At 67.3% G+C, this 16870-nt stretch carries 20 protein-coding genes and 1 tRNA gene; 13 read left to right on the top strand and 8 right to left on the bottom strand.

Annotation, left to right across the window (positions count from 1 at the left end; all coding sequences use genetic code 11):
* Positions 1–22: 22 nt before the first annotated feature.
* Genes ACLIVD_RS05420 through ACLIVD_RS05410 form a run of 3 tightly spaced genes read left to right on the top strand, consistent with a single transcriptional unit; the run spans position 23 to position 2469 of the window.
* Positions 23–850, top strand: a complete 828-nt coding sequence (locus ACLIVD_RS05420) for a TIGR03620 family F420-dependent LLM class oxidoreductase (RefSeq protein ID WP_491932078.1) — start codon at positions 23–25, stop codon at positions 848–850.
* Positions 851–898: 48 nt separating this feature from the next.
* The gene (locus ACLIVD_RS05415) at positions 899–1249 is read left to right on the top strand and encodes a hypothetical protein (protein WP_283330573.1); all 351 of its coding nucleotides are present in this window, start codon (positions 899–901) and stop codon (positions 1247–1249) included.
* A 56-nt stretch (positions 1250–1305) separates the two neighbouring features.
* Entirely contained in the window at positions 1306–2469 is a 1164-nt protein-coding gene (locus ACLIVD_RS05410) for an epoxide hydrolase family protein (RefSeq protein ID WP_491932077.1), read from the top strand.
* Positions 2470–2530: 61 nt separating this feature from the next.
* Here the strand turns inward: ACLIVD_RS05410 and ACLIVD_RS05405 are convergent, their stop codons facing one another.
* The 3 genes from ACLIVD_RS05405 to ACLIVD_RS05395 all read right to left on the bottom strand — a co-directional run bounded on the left by ACLIVD_RS05405 (position 2531) and on the right by ACLIVD_RS05395 (position 4514).
* Complete coding sequence (locus ACLIVD_RS05405) at positions 2531–3487, bottom strand: DUF8129 domain-containing protein (protein ID WP_283353334.1); 957 nt, start codon at positions 3485–3487, stop codon at positions 2531–2533.
* A 46-nt stretch (positions 3488–3533) separates the two neighbouring features.
* Complete coding sequence (locus ACLIVD_RS05400; RefSeq protein ID WP_283330570.1) at positions 3534–3761, bottom strand: hypothetical protein; 228 nt, start codon at positions 3759–3761, stop codon at positions 3534–3536.
* Between the two features lie 444 nt (positions 3762–4205).
* On the bottom strand, positions 4206–4514 hold the full coding sequence (locus ACLIVD_RS05395; RefSeq protein ID WP_105412857.1) for a MerR family transcriptional regulator: 309 nt from the start codon (positions 4512–4514) through the stop codon (positions 4206–4208).
* Between the two features lie 240 nt (positions 4515–4754).
* Here ACLIVD_RS05395 and ACLIVD_RS05390 point away from each other — a divergent pair, with 240 nt between their 5' ends.
* The gene (locus ACLIVD_RS05390) at positions 4755–5138 is read left to right on the top strand and encodes a hypothetical protein (protein WP_283353332.1); all 384 of its coding nucleotides are present in this window, start codon (positions 4755–4757) and stop codon (positions 5136–5138) included.
* Between the two features lie 15 nt (positions 5139–5153).
* Here ACLIVD_RS05390 and ACLIVD_RS05385 read toward each other — a convergent pair whose 3' ends face one another.
* Positions 5154–5507: a MerR family transcriptional regulator gene (locus ACLIVD_RS05385; protein ID WP_016883982.1), complete on the bottom strand. Its 354-nt coding sequence runs from the start codon at positions 5505–5507 to the stop codon at positions 5154–5156.
* 285 nt (positions 5508–5792) lie between these two features.
* On the opposite strand from ACLIVD_RS05385, the gene ACLIVD_RS05380 reads away from it, so the two are divergent.
* The 3 genes from ACLIVD_RS05380 to ACLIVD_RS05370 are packed head-to-tail and all read left to right on the top strand — an operon-like array spanning position 5793 to position 7101.
* Positions 5793–5936, top strand: coding sequence for a hypothetical protein (locus ACLIVD_RS05380; protein WP_280778831.1), 144 nt, complete (start codon positions 5793–5795; stop codon positions 5934–5936).
* A 60-nt stretch (positions 5937–5996) separates the two neighbouring features.
* Positions 5997–6143 (top strand): hypothetical protein, encoded by a 147-nt coding sequence (locus ACLIVD_RS05375; protein WP_167344068.1) that lies wholly within the window; start codon positions 5997–5999, stop codon positions 6141–6143.
* A 43-nt stretch (positions 6144–6186) separates the two neighbouring features.
* Positions 6187–7101, top strand: a complete 915-nt coding sequence (locus ACLIVD_RS05370) for a SigB/SigF/SigG family RNA polymerase sigma factor (protein WP_317569851.1) — start codon at positions 6187–6189, stop codon at positions 7099–7101.
* Here the strand turns inward: ACLIVD_RS05370 and ACLIVD_RS05365 are convergent.
* Positions 7086–7850: an SDR family oxidoreductase gene (locus ACLIVD_RS05365; RefSeq protein WP_491932076.1), complete on the bottom strand. Its 765-nt coding sequence runs from the start codon at positions 7848–7850 to the stop codon at positions 7086–7088. The two genes, ACLIVD_RS05370 and ACLIVD_RS05365, sit on opposite strands and share 16 nt — an antisense overlap.
* 105 nt (positions 7851–7955) lie before the next feature.
* On the opposite strand from ACLIVD_RS05365, the gene ACLIVD_RS05360 reads away from it, so the two are divergent.
* From ACLIVD_RS05360 to ACLIVD_RS05345, 4 genes are all read left to right on the top strand, one after another.
* Complete coding sequence (locus tag ACLIVD_RS05360) at positions 7956–8843, top strand: sigma-70 family RNA polymerase sigma factor (RefSeq protein ID WP_283353328.1); 888 nt, start codon at positions 7956–7958, stop codon at positions 8841–8843.
* 92 nt (positions 8844–8935) lie between these two features.
* On the top strand, positions 8936–10828 hold the full coding sequence (locus ACLIVD_RS05355; protein ID WP_280778836.1) for a glycoside hydrolase family 15 protein: 1893 nt from the start codon (positions 8936–8938) through the stop codon (positions 10826–10828).
* Positions 10829–10870: 42 nt separating this feature from the next.
* Positions 10871–11506 (top strand): TetR/AcrR family transcriptional regulator, encoded by a 636-nt coding sequence (locus ACLIVD_RS05350; RefSeq protein WP_283330564.1) that lies wholly within the window; start codon positions 10871–10873, stop codon positions 11504–11506.
* Between the two features lie 100 nt (positions 11507–11606).
* Positions 11607–13019: a lipase family protein gene (locus ACLIVD_RS05345; RefSeq protein ID WP_491932075.1), complete on the top strand. Its 1413-nt coding sequence runs from the start codon at positions 11607–11609 to the stop codon at positions 13017–13019.
* Positions 13020–13130: 111 nt separating this feature from the next.
* Here ACLIVD_RS05345 and ACLIVD_RS05340 read toward each other — a convergent pair.
* Positions 13131–13205: transfer RNA gene (locus ACLIVD_RS05340), tRNA-Thr, on the bottom strand.
* Positions 13206–13277: 72 nt separating this feature from the next.
* Between ACLIVD_RS05340 and ACLIVD_RS05335 the strand changes: the two genes are divergently transcribed.
* A complete protein-coding gene (locus ACLIVD_RS05335; protein WP_009477786.1) occupies positions 13278–13655 on the top strand; it encodes a nuclear transport factor 2 family protein in 378 nt (125 codons plus the stop codon).
* 1 nt (position 13656) lies between these two features.
* Positions 13657–15096: a threonine/serine exporter family protein gene (locus ACLIVD_RS05330; RefSeq protein WP_280778839.1), complete on the top strand. Its 1440-nt coding sequence runs from the start codon at positions 13657–13659 to the stop codon at positions 15094–15096.
* A gap of 106 nt (positions 15097–15202) precedes the next feature.
* Here ACLIVD_RS05330 and ACLIVD_RS05325 read toward each other — a convergent pair whose 3' ends face one another.
* Both ACLIVD_RS05325 and ACLIVD_RS05320 read right to left on the bottom strand, forming a co-directional pair.
* Positions 15203–15454 carry an MbtH family protein gene (locus tag ACLIVD_RS05325; RefSeq protein WP_005244517.1) on the bottom strand — a complete coding sequence of 84 codons (252 nt, stop codon included), beginning with the start codon at positions 15452–15454 and terminating at the stop codon, positions 15203–15205.
* On the bottom strand, positions 15451–16797 hold the full coding sequence (locus tag ACLIVD_RS05320) for a lysine N(6)-hydroxylase/L-ornithine N(5)-oxygenase family protein (RefSeq protein WP_491932074.1): 1347 nt from the start codon (positions 16795–16797) through the stop codon (positions 15451–15453). The genes ACLIVD_RS05325 and ACLIVD_RS05320 overlap by 4 nt, the downstream gene beginning before the upstream one ends.
* Positions 16798–16870 lie beyond the last annotated feature (73 nt).

Below are 16870 nucleotides of genomic sequence, written 5' to 3'. Positions count from 1 at the left end.
CTCGAGGTTTTACGGTCGGGTCATGACTCGCATCGAAGGCCTCGGACCTGTCGGCATCACCCTGAACATCTCACCGGACGAGACGTACCTCGACGACGCGGCCCGGCTGGAATCCCTCGGCTATTCGGCGATCTGGCTGCGGGGCGGTCAGATCGACAGCCTGGACCGGATCTCGGCCGTCGTCCGGGCGACCGACTCGATCCCCGTCGCGACCGGCATCATCCCGGTCGGCGTGTACGACTCGGACGCCGTCGCTCAGCTCTTTGCGGATCTGCAGACCACGGCGCCGGACCGGTTCGTCGTCGGGCTGGGCGGCCCGCAGGTCCCCCGGCCGCTCCGGGCGTTGAACGAGTATCTCGACAGGCTCGACCGGTCCGATCCGCCGGTGCCTGCGGAGCGACGGATTCTGGCCGCGCTGGGCCCACGCAAGCTGGAACTCGCGCGGGACAGGACCGCGGGGGCCGTCGTGCTCCTCGTCACCCCCGACTACACCGCCGAGGCGCGGCGCATCCTCGGCCCGGACGCCACGCTGGTCGTCTCGCTGATGACGGTGCTCGGCACCGACGCCGCGCGGGCCCGCGCCACCGCCCGCGCTCCGCTCCGATTCCTGTCCGGGGTGGGCGGCTATGCCACGAATTTCGAGCGGATGGGTTTCGGCGCCGACGACATCTCGGGGCTGAGCGACCGGCTCGTCGACGACCTGGTCGCCTGGGGTGACGCGCACGCGATCGTCGCGCGGGTACACAGCCACCTCGCGGCCGGCGCCGATCATGTCGTCGTGAGCGAACTGGGTGAGCGGCCGGGCGAGGTGGCCCGGCAGCTCGCGACACGGTTGCCACTTCGCGCATAGGACGACCGGCCGACAGCCCCCGACCCGTGCCTCTGGTATGTATTTCGCATGACACGAACCATCGTTGCGCTGTTGATCCCTGCCGCCCTGCTGCTCGGGGCGTGCAGTTCCGAATCGACCACCACCGAGGCCGAGTCCCCGGCGAGCGCAACGACCGAGGCCACCGAGGCATCCTCCGCAGACCTGCCCGCTGTCGCGGACCTGTGCAAGGGCCTGCTCCAGTACACGAACGGAGCGGAGGCTCGCGCGCAGCAGAGCGGCGAGACGTTCGACCGTACGAAGGCCCTCGACGACCTCTTCACCCAGTCGGCCGAGACGCCGGAGTGGAAGGATGCTCCGCAGGAGCGCAAGGATCAGATGATCCAGGCCTACGACGCCGCCAAGACCGGGGCCTGCTGACCCGGATTCGCAATCGAGGACCGAAACTGTCCTCAATTCTTCGTAGCGTGCCCGGTATGACCGACACGACGAAGTCCATCCGTCCGTTTCGCCTCGACATCGCGCAGGAGCAACTCGACGATCTTGCCGATCGTCTCGCACGCACCCGGTTCGGCACACCCCTTCCGGGTGACGACTGGGCGAGCGGTGTGCCCACGTCCTACCTGGTCGAACTCGTCACGTACTGGCGCGACGAGTTCGACTGGCGGGCGCAGGAGAAATCGCTCAACACCATCCCGCAGTTCGTCACCGAGATCGACGGGCAGAACATCCACTTCCTCCACGTGCGCTCCCCCGAACCGAACGCACTGCCCCTCGTCCTCACCCATGGCTGGCCGGGTTCGTTCGTCGAGTTCCTCGACGTGATCGGCCCGCTCACCGACCCCGCAGCGCACGGGGGCGACCCCGCCGACGCGTTCGATGTGGTCGTGCCGTCGCTGCCCGGATTCGGATTCTCCGGACCGGTCCGCGAATCGGGCTGGGACACTACCCGTATCGCCGCGGCGTGGGCAGAGCTGATGACCCGGCTCGGCTACCACCGCTACGGGGTCCAGGGCGGGGACATCGGTGCGGACGTCTCACCCGAGGTCGCCCGCATCGCCCCGGACGCGGTGGTCGGGGTGCATCTCAACGGCAACGTCGGGGTTCCGTTCCACGAGCTGGACGAGGCGGAGCAGGCGAGCCTGTCACCGCTGGAACAGGACCGACGCGACCGGGTGTCACGGTTCATGTCCGAGGAGTTCGGCTACATCGCCATCCAGTCCACCAGGCCCGCGACTCTCGGAGCCGCCCTTGCCGATTCGCCGGTGGGCCAGCTCGCGTGGATCGTCGACAAGTTCCGCGAGTGGACACATCCCCGCGAGGCGCTCCCCCACGACGTCGTCGGCATCGACCGACTTCTCACCAACGTCATGCTGTACTGGCTCACCGGGACCGCTTCTTCGTCCGCGTATGTCGGCTACACGCAGGAATCATCCTGGGGTGCCGCCAAATCCGCGTCCGGAGTTCCGACCGCGGTCATCGTCTTCGCCCATGACGTCGGCATCCGCCGCTACGCCGAACAGGAACACGCGATCACGCGGTGGACCGACGTCGAGGACAGTGGCGGTCACTTCGCCGCACTCGAAGAGCCCGAGACCCTGACCGCGGACATCCGGGAGTTCTTCGCCGGACTCCGCTGAGCGCGATACGACGAACCACCGGCCCGGGCGGGGGGTCCGGCGGTTCGTCGACGGCGTTGCGTCAGTTGCCGATACCGGCAACCTCCTGGGCGATACCGGCCAGTCGCGTCTGGGCCGCGGAGACCACGCCCTGGCGATCCTTGTGGGCTTCCTCGTAGGCGACGACGGTGCGCACGTCGGAGGGATCGGTCAGTTCCTTGACCGCGGCGACCGCCTGGGACACGTTGAGGTCGTCGTAGTCGGCGATCGGGAGTTCGTCCGCCTCCAGGACGCCACCGGCGGCGCGTGCGGAATGGATCGCGTCGGCGATTCCGTCGGCGCCTTCGTTGCGAGTGACCTGCTCCGCCGTTTCGAGGGCGGCATCACGCGAGGCGGCAAGCGTCTTCACGGCGACATCGCCCGCGTGGGCGCCTCGACCGAGCAACGCGCTCAGCATCGGCGGGGTGGTGCGGGCCGTGTCGAGAGCACGGTCGATGCCACGCGCGGACCACGAGACCGGGACGTTGATCAGCCGGATCGTGGCACCGGTCGCCGCCTGGAACGGGGTGCGTCGCAGGGCCGCCGGCCCACCGAGCGCCTCCTCCGCGAGCACCGTGGTCAACCAGTCGACGGTCGCGGCGTGCGCGGTGACCAGTCGATCGGCCAACCGGACGACGTCCTGCTTCCCGGCCGCGGTCGCGAGGGCCTTCACGTACCGCGCCCGGTCGAGCAACTGGTGTTCGAGGGCGAGGTCGCCGAGCAGGGCCTCGTCGAACGGCTGCGCCTGCTCCGCCATCGCCTTCAGCGCCGCTGCCAGCCTGCTGAACAGCGGGCCGACGATCTCGGGCACTCCCCCGAGATCGCGGATGGCGCGTTCGACCGCCTCTGCGCGGAGGCGTCCGTTCTCGGCGTTCTCGGTGAGCTCTCGGCGCACGGCCTCGGTGCGCGCTTGCGCGACGCGGGTTTCGGCGACCTGGATCTCGGTGTTGGTCAGATCGAGTACGGCGTGCAGCTGGGTGATCAGTGTGGGGACGGTCATGTTGTGTCCTTTCCCGTTCTTGGGTGCGGTCAGATCAGGCGTGCGGTCAGATCAGGCTGGAGATGAGATACGCCGCGAGTAGGACGCCGGCGAGAACGGCCGCGGCGGTGACGGCCGCGAGGACCGCCGATCCGGTCACGGACATCGCGGGCACGGCGGCGACGAGCGCAGCGACGAGAGCGGTCCCGAGCGAGAAACGACGGTCGGGCTCGTCTTGCTGGTTCTTCGCGTGCCGGGGTGTGCTTGCGCGGAGTGCATTGTGGGCAAGGGTCATGGTTCGATTTCCCGTCTGGAGTCGAATGCGGACCAGAGTCGGGACCACACGAGGGGGCGTTCGCCGGACGACGCTGTCGGCGCCTTCATGCAGATCCCGGGTTTCGCGATTTACAGCGTCAGTTCGCTGACGACATCGACTGCACGGGCAGTGTCGGGTTCGGCCATTGCGTGTTCTCTCCCTACCGCAACGTCACATGCTCGAATGCGTGCGGCTCGTTCGGATCGTCAACTTATCTGCTCTGGCTGATACAGATTTCATCTTATCTACTTGGCAGTAAAGTTCAACCCATCCGAGCAAGAGAATCGGCCGAACCCGGGATGGCGGCACCAAAAACCGCCGGGACCAGCACAGATGACACACACACAGAATCTTCAGTGCGCGAGAAGACCGGGGGCGGACACCGCCCTCAACCCGACGATCGGTCGAATCCTGGCAACCCGATCACCCTCCGGCTGCGCCACTTTCTGACCCTTCCAACCGTGACGCCAGATCCGCGTTCTCGGATTCGAGCGCGAGGATCCTCTGAATGCCCGGGACGTTCACTCCGTCGTCCATGAGCTGCGCTATGCGCGCCAACCTGACCAGATCGTCGTCGCTGTATCTACGGGTGCCGCCGCTTGTCCGTGCAGGGGTCAGCAATCCGCGACGCTCGTACAACCGCAGGGTCTGCGGGCCGATGCCCGTCAACTCCGACGTCACCGCAATTCCGTAGACCCCGCGACACGAGCGGGGTAAGGCGTCGATGGTCACAACAGGCTCCCTTCTGCTTAAGGAACACCCGATGTTAACAAACCGATGAAATCAATCTGCAACACCAGATATAGATTTTGCATATTCCACTCAGCATGCACCCTCGGCTGCGGCGAGAGCCAGGGCAGGGTGACGTAATCTCGGAGCCGAACCGAACGCGAACCGAGGCCGCCCGGGCAGGGTTCGCGGAGGTGTCGTGGCCGCGAGTGCCACGGCCGCTGCGCCAGAGACGAGAAGACGGTGCCCCGCACTCAGGAACACGCAGATCGTTACCGCGACGCCCTCACTGCGCTCGCGGCGGCTACCCAGCGACCGGCAAATGTGGTCAACACCGGGGCGGGCTATGCGATCCGGGTCGATTTCGAGTACAACCGCTACCTTCTCGCGTCCAACGCTGCCGACGGACTGACCGACGCCGCCGAGGACACGTCCGAATGGCGGGTGAGCCTCTATCAGGGAGTCACCGACGGAACTTCGGACGAACTGCTGGCAGCCGCCGAGCACGCATGGCTCGTCGACGCGTTCGACCTCGCGTTCGCCGATATCCGTGCCGAGGGCAAATGGCAGTCGGCCGACGCCTCGTTCGACGCGTTCAACTCCACTAACGACCAGTCCACCAGCTGAGCCGGTAGGCGCGACTCAGGCCCGACCCGGGACCTCGGACTTCACGAGCTGCTCCAGCTCGGCGTTGCGGGCCGCCAGGATCGCGTTCTCGGCTTCGAGCTGAAGAATCTGACCGATTCCAATCAGATTGACACCGGCCGCGACGAGTTCGGTGATCTTCTGGAGGCGCGCGACATCGTCCTCGCTGTACCGGCGTGTTCCACCGCCCGTGCGAGTCGGTGTGATCAACCCTCGCCGCTCGTACAAGCGCAGCGTCTGCGGGCCGATACCCGTCAGCTCCGACGTTACCGAGATCCCGTACACACCCCGCTGCGATCGAAGCGGCACATGAGAGGACGTCACCGGATCTCCCTTCTTCTCAGGGCGCATCAATCCTATCAAGGTCCGGAAGACACAATGTGCCGCAGGGGGTGCAGGTTCGCTCTGACCTTCGCGGACCGCGCTTCCGCGCTCCTGCATCGCAGTTCCCGGTAGCCCCGCGGTCCACCCTGCCTCATCTGATTCCTTCCCGGTTCGGTTCTCCGTCCGCGCTCGCCCTCTCGAGCAGCAATCTTGCTCATTCCGCTTGAACTTCCTGCCCCATGACTGTAGAACAAATCTATATTCTTGAACGCAGATAAGTTCTCACCACGAGGTGGGCACCAAGGAGAACCGATGACCACACACAACCCGCAGAACGCTCCCCACGACGGAGATGTCCTCGTTCTCGGCGCAGGCAGCGGCGGAGCGATCGCCGGCGGCCTGATCGCCACGCTGGCCCTCAGCGCGCTCACTCTCCTCTCCTCCCTGCCGACCTGACGGCCTGGCCGCCCCACCCTTTCCACACCGACCCTTCACACCCGACAGGACACAGCGCTCATGCCCGCCAGCTCCACATCCCACGCTTCCGCCACCACTACTGCCTCGCGAGGCGGAGCAACGATGAGCACCGAGGAAATCAAGGCCCGGATCGAGGCGATGTTCGCCGACGAGGCCACCGACACCTCCCCCGCACTCGTCGAATAGTGACGCCATCGCCGATGCCGGCAGGTCAGAGAAGGGCAGAGCCATGAACGTGTCCACCCAGCTCGTCGCACCATCCTGCGAAATCCGTCGCATCCCCTCCAGGACGACGCCGACGCATCGCACGAAGCCTGCGGCAGAGGTCGCAACAGACGACCGACGGCGGGAACGCCCGGAGCCCGCGCGACGCGAGCGCGACCAGTACCGCGACGTGCCCGCGCAGTGCGAGGCCATCGGCCGGCTCGCCGCCTCCGACCCCCGCCGCGAAGTGTTGCGCCAACGGCTGATCGAACGTTGCCTGCCGCTCGCCGAACACATCGCCCGGCGTTTCCACGGTCGCGGAGAACCACTCGACGACCTGATCCAGGTCGCCCGCCTCGGACTGGTCAAGGCCGTCGACCGCTTCGACGCCCGCTGCGGAGCGAACTTCGTGTCCTACGCCGTCCCGACCATCACCGGCGAAGTCCGCAGGCACTTCCGTGACACGGGGTGGGCCATGCGCGTCCCGCGCAGCATGCAGGAACTGCACCTCTCCCTCACCAACGCGACGACCGAACTGACCACCACACTCGGACGCGCCCCGACGGCGAGCGAACTGGCCGAGGCCGTCGGGATCGACAAGGACGAAGTAGTGCAGGGGCTCCGGGTCGCCGACGCATACAGCACCCTCTCCACCGATTTCCCGCTCGGCGAGAACGAACGCCCGCTGTCGGAGACGATCGGCGACGTCGACCCGGCCCTCGCCCACGTCGAGGACCACGTGGTCCTCGCACCACTGCTGGAATCACTTCCCGACCTCGAACGCACCGTGCTGGTCCTGCGCTTCTTCGGCAACATGACCCAGTCGCAGATCGCCGCGCGGGTGGGTGTCTCGCAGATGCAGGTGTCCCGGCTCCTGACCAAGACGCTGGCGGACCTGCGCGGGAAACTCACCGACGTGGGCGGTCAGATGCTCTCGTAGGCGGCGAGGAAGTCCTCCCACGTCCGCTTGCCCGTCGCTGCGACGTCGAGTGACAGGTTCGCGCCCTCCCGGTACGCGCGGCCGGCCTTTCCCGGCATCCGCACCGGCATCATCAGCCGATGCCTTCCGGTCGCCTTCAGGTATCCGCGCATCAGCTCGGCCATCCCGTACACGGTCGGTCCGGGCAGGTCGGGCACCAGGCCGGCCGGCGCCCCGAGGGTCAGTTCCACCAGACGCGCCGCGACCTCCGCCGAGTCGACCGGCTGGAACCGCAGTCCGCCCGGAACCGGAATCACCGGCAGTTTCACCATCTTCTGCAGCATGGTCAGCACCAGGTCGTGGAACTGGGCCGCGCGCAGCGTCGTCCACGGCACACCCGAGTCGGCCACCGCTCGTTCCGCGGCCAGCTTGGATCCGAACCAGCCGAGCGGAACTCCGTCGGCGCCGATCACCGAGATGTACACCAGGTGCTGCACCCTGGCGCGCGAGGCGGCCTCCACCAGGTTCCGCGTCGCGACCTCGTCACCCTTGGGTCCGCCCGCCAGGTGCAGAACGGTCTCGACCCGCTCCAGCGCGGGCTCTATTCCCTTGCCCTCGAACAGGTCACCGGCCAGATACTCGACGCCGTCGACCGGCTCGCGGCCGTGCCGGCTGAGAACGCGCACGTCCCGTCCCGCCGCCCGCAGCAGTGGGACGACCTGACGTCCGAGCGTGCCCGTGCCGCCGGTGATCAGAATGGGTGATGTCATGATCTCTCCAGATTCGTTGGGTGCGGGACTCGGTTTCCCGGTCTCGACAGCTGGTTTTCGGTGGATCTACTGCTAAGACACGCGGCGAGGAAGGAATGTGACACGGTGGACGACCGCGATCGGCTGACGGAGCGTTTCGAGGAACACCGGCCCCGGCTGCGGGCTGTCGCGTACCGGATGCTGGGCTCGGTGAGCGAGGCCGACGACGCCGTCCAGGAGGCGTGGCTGCGCATGAGCCGCGCCGACACCGACGACGTGGACAATCTCGAGGCGTGGCTGATCACGGTGGTGTCGCGGGTGTGCCTGAACGTGCTGCGCTCACGCGAGCAGCGGCGCGAGGAACCTCTCGACGTCCAGGCACACGACCCGGTCATCGCTCACGAAGACGGCGGCGACCCCGAACACGAAGCGATGCTGGCGGACTCGGTCGGCCTGGCACTGCTCGTGGTGCTCGACACGCTGACCCCGGCCGAGCGGCTCGCGTTCGTCCTGCACGACATGTTCGACGTGCCCTTCGACGACGTCGCCCCCATCGTGGGCCGCTCCTCCCCAGCGGTGCGGCAACTCGCCAGCCGCGCCCGCCGACGGGTGAAAGGAGCCTCCCCGGCGCCGGACACTGCGGATCTGGACCGCCAGCGCCGTGTCGTCGACGCCTATCTGGCCGCGACCCGCGGCGGCGACTTCGACGCTCTGGTCGCCCTGCTCGATCCGGACGTGGTGCTCCGGGCGGATCCGGCGGTCGGACCCACCCCGGCACCTCTCCTGATCCGGGGCGCCCGGGTCGTGGCCAGGGGCGCGCTCGCCTCCTCGGAACGGGCCCGGTCCACGCAGGTCGCCCTGGTGAACGGGGCAGCCGGGCTCGTGATGGCTCTCCACGGTCGGCTGCACCTGGTGTTGGCGTTCACGATCGCGGACGGCAGGATCACCGAGATCGACGTCATCGCAGAACCCGATCGGGTCCGCCGACTCGATCTCGCGGTTCTCGATGACTGACGGGACGCCGGTCACCCGTACAGGGTGATGACCCTGCGCGCCCCGACCCCCAGCATGGAGGTGGTCGACACTGCCGGGAGAGGGGCGCGAACGTGACTACTGCCTCGGACGACGATGCCCCACCCCAGAGCGCGGCCGCGCCGTCCCCGTTCCCGCCGATCGCCGACTACGCCTTCCTCTCGAACTGCCACACGGGGGCGCTGATCGCGCCGGACGGTTCCGTCGACTGGCTGTGCGTGCCCCGGTTCGACTCACCCAGCGTGTTCGGGTCCCTCCTCGACCGCGAAGCGGGGATGTTCCGGATCGGCCCGTTCGGGCTCAACGTTCCGGCGTCCCGGCAGTACGAGCCGGGAAGCAACACCATCTCGGCGGTGTGGAACACGCCGACCGGCTGGGTGACCGTGCGCAGCGCGCTGACGATGGGTCCGAGCCGCGGCGAGGACACCGTCACGCCCCACACACGGCCGCCGGCAGACGAGGACGCCGATCACATGCTGGTCCGCACGGTCACCTGCCTCGACGGCAGTGTGGAGGTGGAGTTGGTGTGCGAGCCCGTGTTCGACTACGGGCGCACACCGGCGGAGTGGGTTCTGGTGGACGGCGATCGGCACACCGCCGACGCGAGCGGCGCGGGTCGGACCCTCCGACTGCGGACGGACATGGCGCTCGGCATCGAGGGTGGGCGGGTTCGCGCCCGCCACGTGCTGGAGAAGGGTGAAACCCTCTACTGCGCACTGTCCTGGGCGGCGGAGCTCGCCGCACCGGAAACGGCGGAAGAGGCCGTCGCGCAACTCGATGCAACCTCGACGTTCTGGCGGCGCTGGTTCAGCCACGCACGGTTTCCCGACCACCGGTGGCGGGAGGCGATCCAGCGGTCCGCCCTGACCATCAAGGGACTCACGTACATGCCGACCGGCGCCACCGTCGCAGCCCTCACCACATCGCTGCCGGAAACTCCCGGCGGCGAACGTAATTGGGACTACCGGTACACCTGGATGCGGGACTCCACGTTCACCCTGCAGGCTCTGCACTATCTGAACCTGGACTGGGAGGCCGACGAGTTCATGCAGTTCATCGCCGATCTCGAGTCGAACGGCGATGGCGCACTGCAGATCATGTACGGAATCGACGGCACCCGCGACCTGACGGAGTCGACCCGCGACGACCTGTCCGGCTACGCGGGCGCGCGACCGGTGCGCATCGGCAACGGAGCGTTCGACCAGCGGCAGAACGACGTGTTCGGCGCCGTCCTCGACTCGATCCTGTTGCACACCGTGCGCAGCAAGCGCCTCCCCCGCCGGCTGTGGCCGCTCGTGCAGCAGCAGGCGACGTGCGCGTCCGCGGTGTGGCGCAACCCCGATCAGGGGATCTGGGAGGCCCGCGGCGCACCGCAGCACTACGTGTCGTCGAAGCTGATGTGCTGGGTGGCACTCGACCGGGCGTCGAAGATCGCGGGTATCCGCGGCGATCGCTCGGCCGAGGAAACCTGGCGTGCCACAGCCGAAGAGATCCGCGCCGACATCCTCGAGCACGGGGTGAAGAACGGGGTGCTGCGCCAGCACTACGACACCGAGGCGCTGGACGCGTCGACCCTGCTCGCCGCGGTCTTCGGATTCCTTCCCCGCGGGGACCAGCTCCTGCGTGCCACGGTCGACGCCATCGCAACCGATCTCACCGAAGACGGATTCGTCCTGCGCTACCGCACCGGCGAAACCGACGACGGACTGTCGGGGAAGGAGGGCAGTTTCCTGATCTGCTCCTTCTGGCTGGTGTCGGCACTGACCGTGGTCGAACAGGTACAGGAGGCAACCGATTTGATGGAGCGGTTGCTCAGCGTGTCCTCGCCCCTGGGGTTGTACGCCGAGGAGTTCGACACGAGCACCGGCCGTCATCTCGGCAATTTCCCGCAGGCGTTCTCCCACCTCGCACTGATCGAGGCCGCGGGGCGCATCATCCTGCACGAGCGGATGCGGGAACTGATGTGAGCCCCGGCGGGCCCCGACCTCCCGTCACCGTAGGCTGAGATCGTGTCCCGAGCAGAGTCGAATCGGACGTACAGCGGCCAACCGGTTGCGGAACGTCGCGTAGCCCGCCGGGCGCGGTTCCTCGACTCCGCCCTGTCGGTCTTCGCGGAGAAGACGTACGCCCACAGTTCGATCAGCGACATCTGTGCCCACGCCGGACTGTCACGTCGCCAGTTCTACGAGGAGTTCGGCAGCCGCGAGGACATCCTCCTCGCGCTCTACGACACGATTCAGGACGAGGCCCGGGACGCGGTGCTCGCCGCGAACGACCGGGCTCCCTCGCGGGATCCCCGGACTGTCGCCGGCACCGTCATGACGGCGTACATCGAATCGGTCGGCACGGACGAGCGGCGGGCCAGGATCATCTTCGTGGAGGTGGTCGGGGCGGGCCCCCGGGTCGAGCAGTATCGCCTCGCGCGCCGCACGCAGTGGGCGCAACTCTTCGAAACCGTCACCCGCACGATCGACGGCGGCATCGTCGACCCGCCCGAGCGGTTCGCGATGGTGTCGATCGCCTTCATCGGGGCGGTCAACGATCTCGCCCACCACTGGAGCACCGCCTCCCCCCGGCCGTCCGCGTCGGTGCTGGTGGACGTCCTGAGCACGATGCTCATCGCGCTGGTCACCGATCAGACCTGAACCGAACTTACTCGCGAGTATTGCGATACCCGTCACACCTGTTCTAAGGTCTGCTCACAAAGTGAGACATAGACGTCTCACTTCGGCCGGGGAGGACCACATGATCGGACCGAGAGCACGACGACGCCGAATGCTGCTGGTGGGAGCGATGGTGGTGGGCGCACAGCTCGCCGTCGCCGCGCCGTCCATCGGGGCTCCCGCCGACGACGGAACGCCGGTCGACGTGCAGCCGGCCCCTACCGTCCCCGCCTGGCCCGAGGCCGACCGGGGCTTCTACGAACCACCGGCCTCCGTGGTCGCGGCGGCCGAGCCGGGCGAGATCATCGCCGCCCGCGAAGTACACCTGGCGAACCTGTCGGTGCTTCCGGTGAACGTCGACGCGTGGCAGCTGTCGTATCGCTCCACCAACTCGCGGGACGAGCCGATCCCGGCGGTCGCGACTGTCGTCAAGCCCCGGGGCACGATCGACGGCGTCCGCAATCTGCTCTCGCTCCAGCCGGCGGAAGACTCCCTCGGCAAGTACTGCGCCGCCTCGTACGCACTGCAGCAGTGGTCCGTCCCCGCGCCGCTGACCGGTCAGGTCGTCGCGCCGCTGCAGTTCCTCGAGGCGCAGGCCGCCCTCGCCCAGGGATGGGCCGTCGTGATACCGGATCACCAGGGTCCGAACGCCGCGTATGCGGCCGGGCCCCTCGCGGGCCGCATCACCCTGGACGGGATCCGGGCGGCGGAGAACTTCGAACCCCTGGGCCTGACAGGCAGGCAGACCCCTGTCGGGTTGATGGGCTATTCCGGAGGCGCGATCGCGACGGGTCACGCCGCCGAACTCCATGCGAGCTACGCACCGGACCTGAACATCGTCGGTGCTGCCGAGGGCGGCATCCCGGCCGATCTCGGCGCCCTCGTCGATCTGGCCGACAACAACCTGGGCGCCGGAATCGTGCTGGGCGGCGTGTTCGGCGTGAGCCGTGACTATCCCGAACTCGCGGAGTATCTCGACACGCACCTGAATCCACTCGGCAAACAGCTCCTGGCCGCCAAGAGCAACCTCTGCGTCAGCTACCAGTCGGCGCTGCTGCCGTTCGCGAACCTGAGGGGCCTGTTCGACAGCCCGAGCGGCGACCCACTCCGCGATCCGGTGGTCGAGTCGGTACTCGACCGGACGAAGATGGGTCACCGGGTCCCGGACGTCCCGATGTTCATGTACCAGGCGAACCCGGACTGGCTGGTGCCGGTCGGGCCCGTCGACGCACTGGTGGACACCTACTGTCAGGACCCGAACGCCCGGGTGACGTACACCCGCGACCACGCCAGCGAGCACTTGTCCCTCGAACCGGTCGCGGCGGCGAGCGCCCTGATGTGGCTGCGGGACCGGTTCGCCGGGGTCCCGGCCGAGACCGGATGCAGCACCCACGACGTGGGATCGATGGCCCTCGACCAGGCGACGTGGCCGGTGTGGTCGTCGATCGTCGGCGACACGATCGCGAGCCTGCTCGGTCAGCCGATCGGCACGTGAGGACGCGGTCCGATCAGAGGCCGCCGACCTGCACGAATTCACGTGCATGAAAGTCCGAGGGCCACCTTCCCGGGGGAAGGTGGCCCTCGGTGTGCGGAGGTAATTCCGCGGTGGAGCCTCCTGTCAGGATTGAACTGACGACCGCTCGCTTACAAGGCGAGTGCTCTACCACTGAGCTAAGGAGGCGGACACGCGCGCCCATCATATCCATTGCAGGAACGTCGGCCACTTCCGCCCACATTGGATAGCGTTGGAGCCATGAGTACCTCGGAGATCGCCACTGTCCTCGCTTGGCACGACGCCCTCAACTCCGGCGACATCGACACTCTGCTGTCGCTGTCGAGCGACGACATCGAGATGGGTGGGCCGAAAGGCGCCACCCAGGGCCTGGCGGCGCTGCGGGAATGGGCGTCTACCGCGGGCATCACGCTGATTCCGCAGCGAATGTATTACTACGACGGGGTGCTGGTGGTCGAACAGCAGGCCACGTGGGCGGACCCCGAGGAGACGCGTATCCTGGCCTCTGCATTCCGTGTCGTCCACGATCAGGTCATCTCCACGTTCCGCCACGAGACACTCGAGTCTGCACTCTCCGCTACCGATTTGACCGAGAAAGACCTTGTCTCCGACACGTAGTATGGCCAAGCTCACAGAAACCCTCCAACGTCTCACAGGCGACCGTCGCGCAACGGTCGATGCGGTCACCGCTGCACCCACACCGCTGCAGCCGATCGACCTCACCGACGATGCGGTGGTCGCCGAAGTACTCGACCTCGCCGTGCGTGTCGGTGAAGTGCTCCTCGCGTCGGGCACCGGTGCGATGGACACCGCCGAGCAGGTGCAGTTCATCGCCGCCACGTACGGCCTCGCCCAGTGCGATGTGGATGTCACGTACAACTCCATCGTGCTGTCCGCGTACCGCGGGCCGACCCTCCCGCCGGCGAGCACGATGCGGATAGTGCACTACCGCTCGATGGACTTCACCCGTCTCGCGGCGGTGGACCGGCTCACGCGGCGGATCCGCCGTGAGGCCGTCACCCCCAGCGAGGCGCACGAGGCCCTGACCGCGGTCACCACGGCGCCGCACCCGTACAACCGCTGGATCGCGACGCTCGCCTGGGCGTCCATGGCCGCGTCGGTCTCCGTGTTGATGGGCGGTGGGGTGCTGGTCGCATCGGTCGCCTTCCTGACGACGATGGTGATCTACCGGGTCAACCGCGTCCTCAACCGCATCGGCCTGCCGTTCTTCTTCCAGCAGGTGGCCGGTGGTCTGGTGGCCGCGACCCCGGCGGCGACGCTCTACACGTTCCAGGATCAGCTGGGTGTCGAGATCAGACCCTCGCAGATCATTTCGGCCGGTGTGGTGGTGCTGTTGTCCGGGCTGTCGCTGGTCGGTTCGGTGCAGGACGCCATCACGGGGGCACCGATCACGGCGGCGGCGCGATTCTTCGAAGTGGTCATGATGACCGGCGGCATCATCGCCGGTGTGGCCATCTCGTTGCGTCTGACCGGCGTGCTGGGTTCGACGCTGCCACCCGTCAACGTCGAGATCACGGAACTCGTGCAACTACCCGTGCTGGTGATGTCGGGCGCGTTCGCGTCGATGTTCTATGCGCTGGCCTGTTACGCCGAGCAGCGCGCGCTCACGGCCGCGTGGTTCGGTGGCGCGGCCGGCGCCCTGGTCTACATGGTGGCGCACCAGTTCGGCATCGGCCCCATCATCGGTTCGGCACTCGCGGCCACCGTGGTCGGGTTCGCCGGTGGTCTGATGGCCCGCCGCGCGCTCACGCCGCCGCTGGTCGTCGTGGTGGCGGGTATCACGCCACTGCTGCCGGGTCTGTCTCTGTACCGGGGTCTGTACGCCCTGCTCAACAACGAAGTGGTGATCGGACTGAGCTCGCTGCTGGCGGCGTTCGGTATCGGTTGCGCGCTCGCGGCGGGCGTCACGCTCGGCGAATGGATCGCCCGGACCATGCGGAGGCCGCGCATCCTGCGTCGCACAGACGACATCCGCCGCCCCGTCTTCAAGACGAGGCGGCGGAAGCCGGTCGAAACACACACACAGAAGGCGGCCTGAGGCAGTTTCAGGTGACGGCCTCTCGGCCGTCTGCCGGGCACGACCGCCGCTGTCTCACCGGACGGTCGTCCCGGCACATCGTCGCCGAAACGCGGCGCCGGGGAGGTCAGCTCTTGTCGACGCTGTGCCGTCCGCCCGACTTCTCGTCGGCCTCCATGGCCTCACGCAGGCTCTTCGGCCGCATGTCGGTCCAGTTCTTCTCCACGTACTCGAGGCACGCGGCCCGGCTTTCCTCGCCGAAAACTACGCGCCAGCCTGCCGGCACCTCAGAGAACGTGGGCCACAGTGAGTGCTGGTCCTCATCGTTCACCAGCACGTAGAAGCGGCCTTCTTCGTCATCGAATGGATTGGTGCTCATCTCGCCTCGCTTGTCGCATACGTGTCCTGTGCGTTCACACTAGCAAGCGTGCCGTTGCGGCCACGCCTTGTTACGACAGATGTAACGATCTCTCCCGCCCGCACGGCAACATTCGACAGGAGCGACGACGTGATTCCGTGCGTTTTCTCCGTGCCGCCCTGCAGATAGATTCCCGCTGCGACGTCCGGTGAAACCGCCAATCTGTAATCTCGGCCCACTTCGCGCGGCGGGTGGGTTTTCGGCGCGAGATCGCCGAGCAGAGGCTCGAGGGGTGCGGGGGTGAAACCGGTGGCCAGAATCAGTGCGTCGCAAGCGAGGGTGTCGGTGAGGCCGTCCACCCCGCTGCGGACAGCCACCTCGATTCCGTCCGAAGTCTCGTCGACGGCAATGATCTCCGACGCGCGGCGCATGAACAGGCGGCGACGTCCACGCACGCGTTCCTGGTATTCGGTCGCGTAGAGCTCGTTGATGAGCTCGATGTCGACCACCGAATAGTTAGTACTCCTATGGACATCCAGCAATCGCAGACGCTCCGCCTCCGGGGCACCGTGCAGATCGTCCACTGCCTCCGGATCGAAGATGCGGTTGGCGTACGGACTGTCGTCGGCCGGGCTGTACCCGTACCGCGAGAAGACGCTGTGGACTTCGGCTTCGGGGTAGTTTCCGTGCAGGTACTGCACGATCTCGGCGGCGCTCTGGCCTGCCCCGAGGACGACGAACCGATGGTGGACCGGGGCCGGCATCTCGCCGAGCCGGAACAGGAACTGGTGGTTGTGGAAGCACCGCGCAGAGGGGTTGGCCCACTCCGGGATTCGCTCCCGCAGACCGGCGCCCATCACGACGTTGCGCGCGATGACCGTGCTGCCGTCGGCGGTGCGGACCTCGAAACGGTCGATCACCCCGTCGTCGCCGCGGATTCCGCGTACGGTCTCCACTGCGGTGCCGTATCGCACGGCGGCGTCCACTCGGCGTGCGGCCCACTGCAGGTAGTCGTGAAACTCGTGGCGAGTGGGAAAGAAGGTCTGGTGATTGACGAAGTCGACGAGGCGACCCTGATCGAAGAGGTAATTGAAGAAGGTGAATGCGCTACGCGGATTCCGGAACGTCACCAGGTCCTTCGGAAACGCGATCTGCATCGTCGCGCCGTCGAGAAGCATCCCGGGATGCCAGCCGAATCGATCCTGCTTCTCGAAGAACTGCGCGCTGATCCGCTCACGCGGGGGGCACTCCGCATTGTGTTCCTCGATGGCAATGGCCAGGGCGAGGTTAGCGGGACCGAATCCGACACCCACGACATCTCGCACTGGGAGATCTGTACCGACCGTTTCCGGCGATTCACTCATAGCTCGTTGTCCGTCCTCGACGCCACGCCGCACCCGACCCAGCCGCCGTCTGCCTTCCGAAAAGATAGTGAAG

Source organism: Rhodococcus sp. G6(2025) (genome assembly GCF_058628105.1).
The sequence above is the reverse complement of the archived record's forward strand: the minus strand, read 5'-3'. Positions and strand labels throughout refer to the sequence as shown.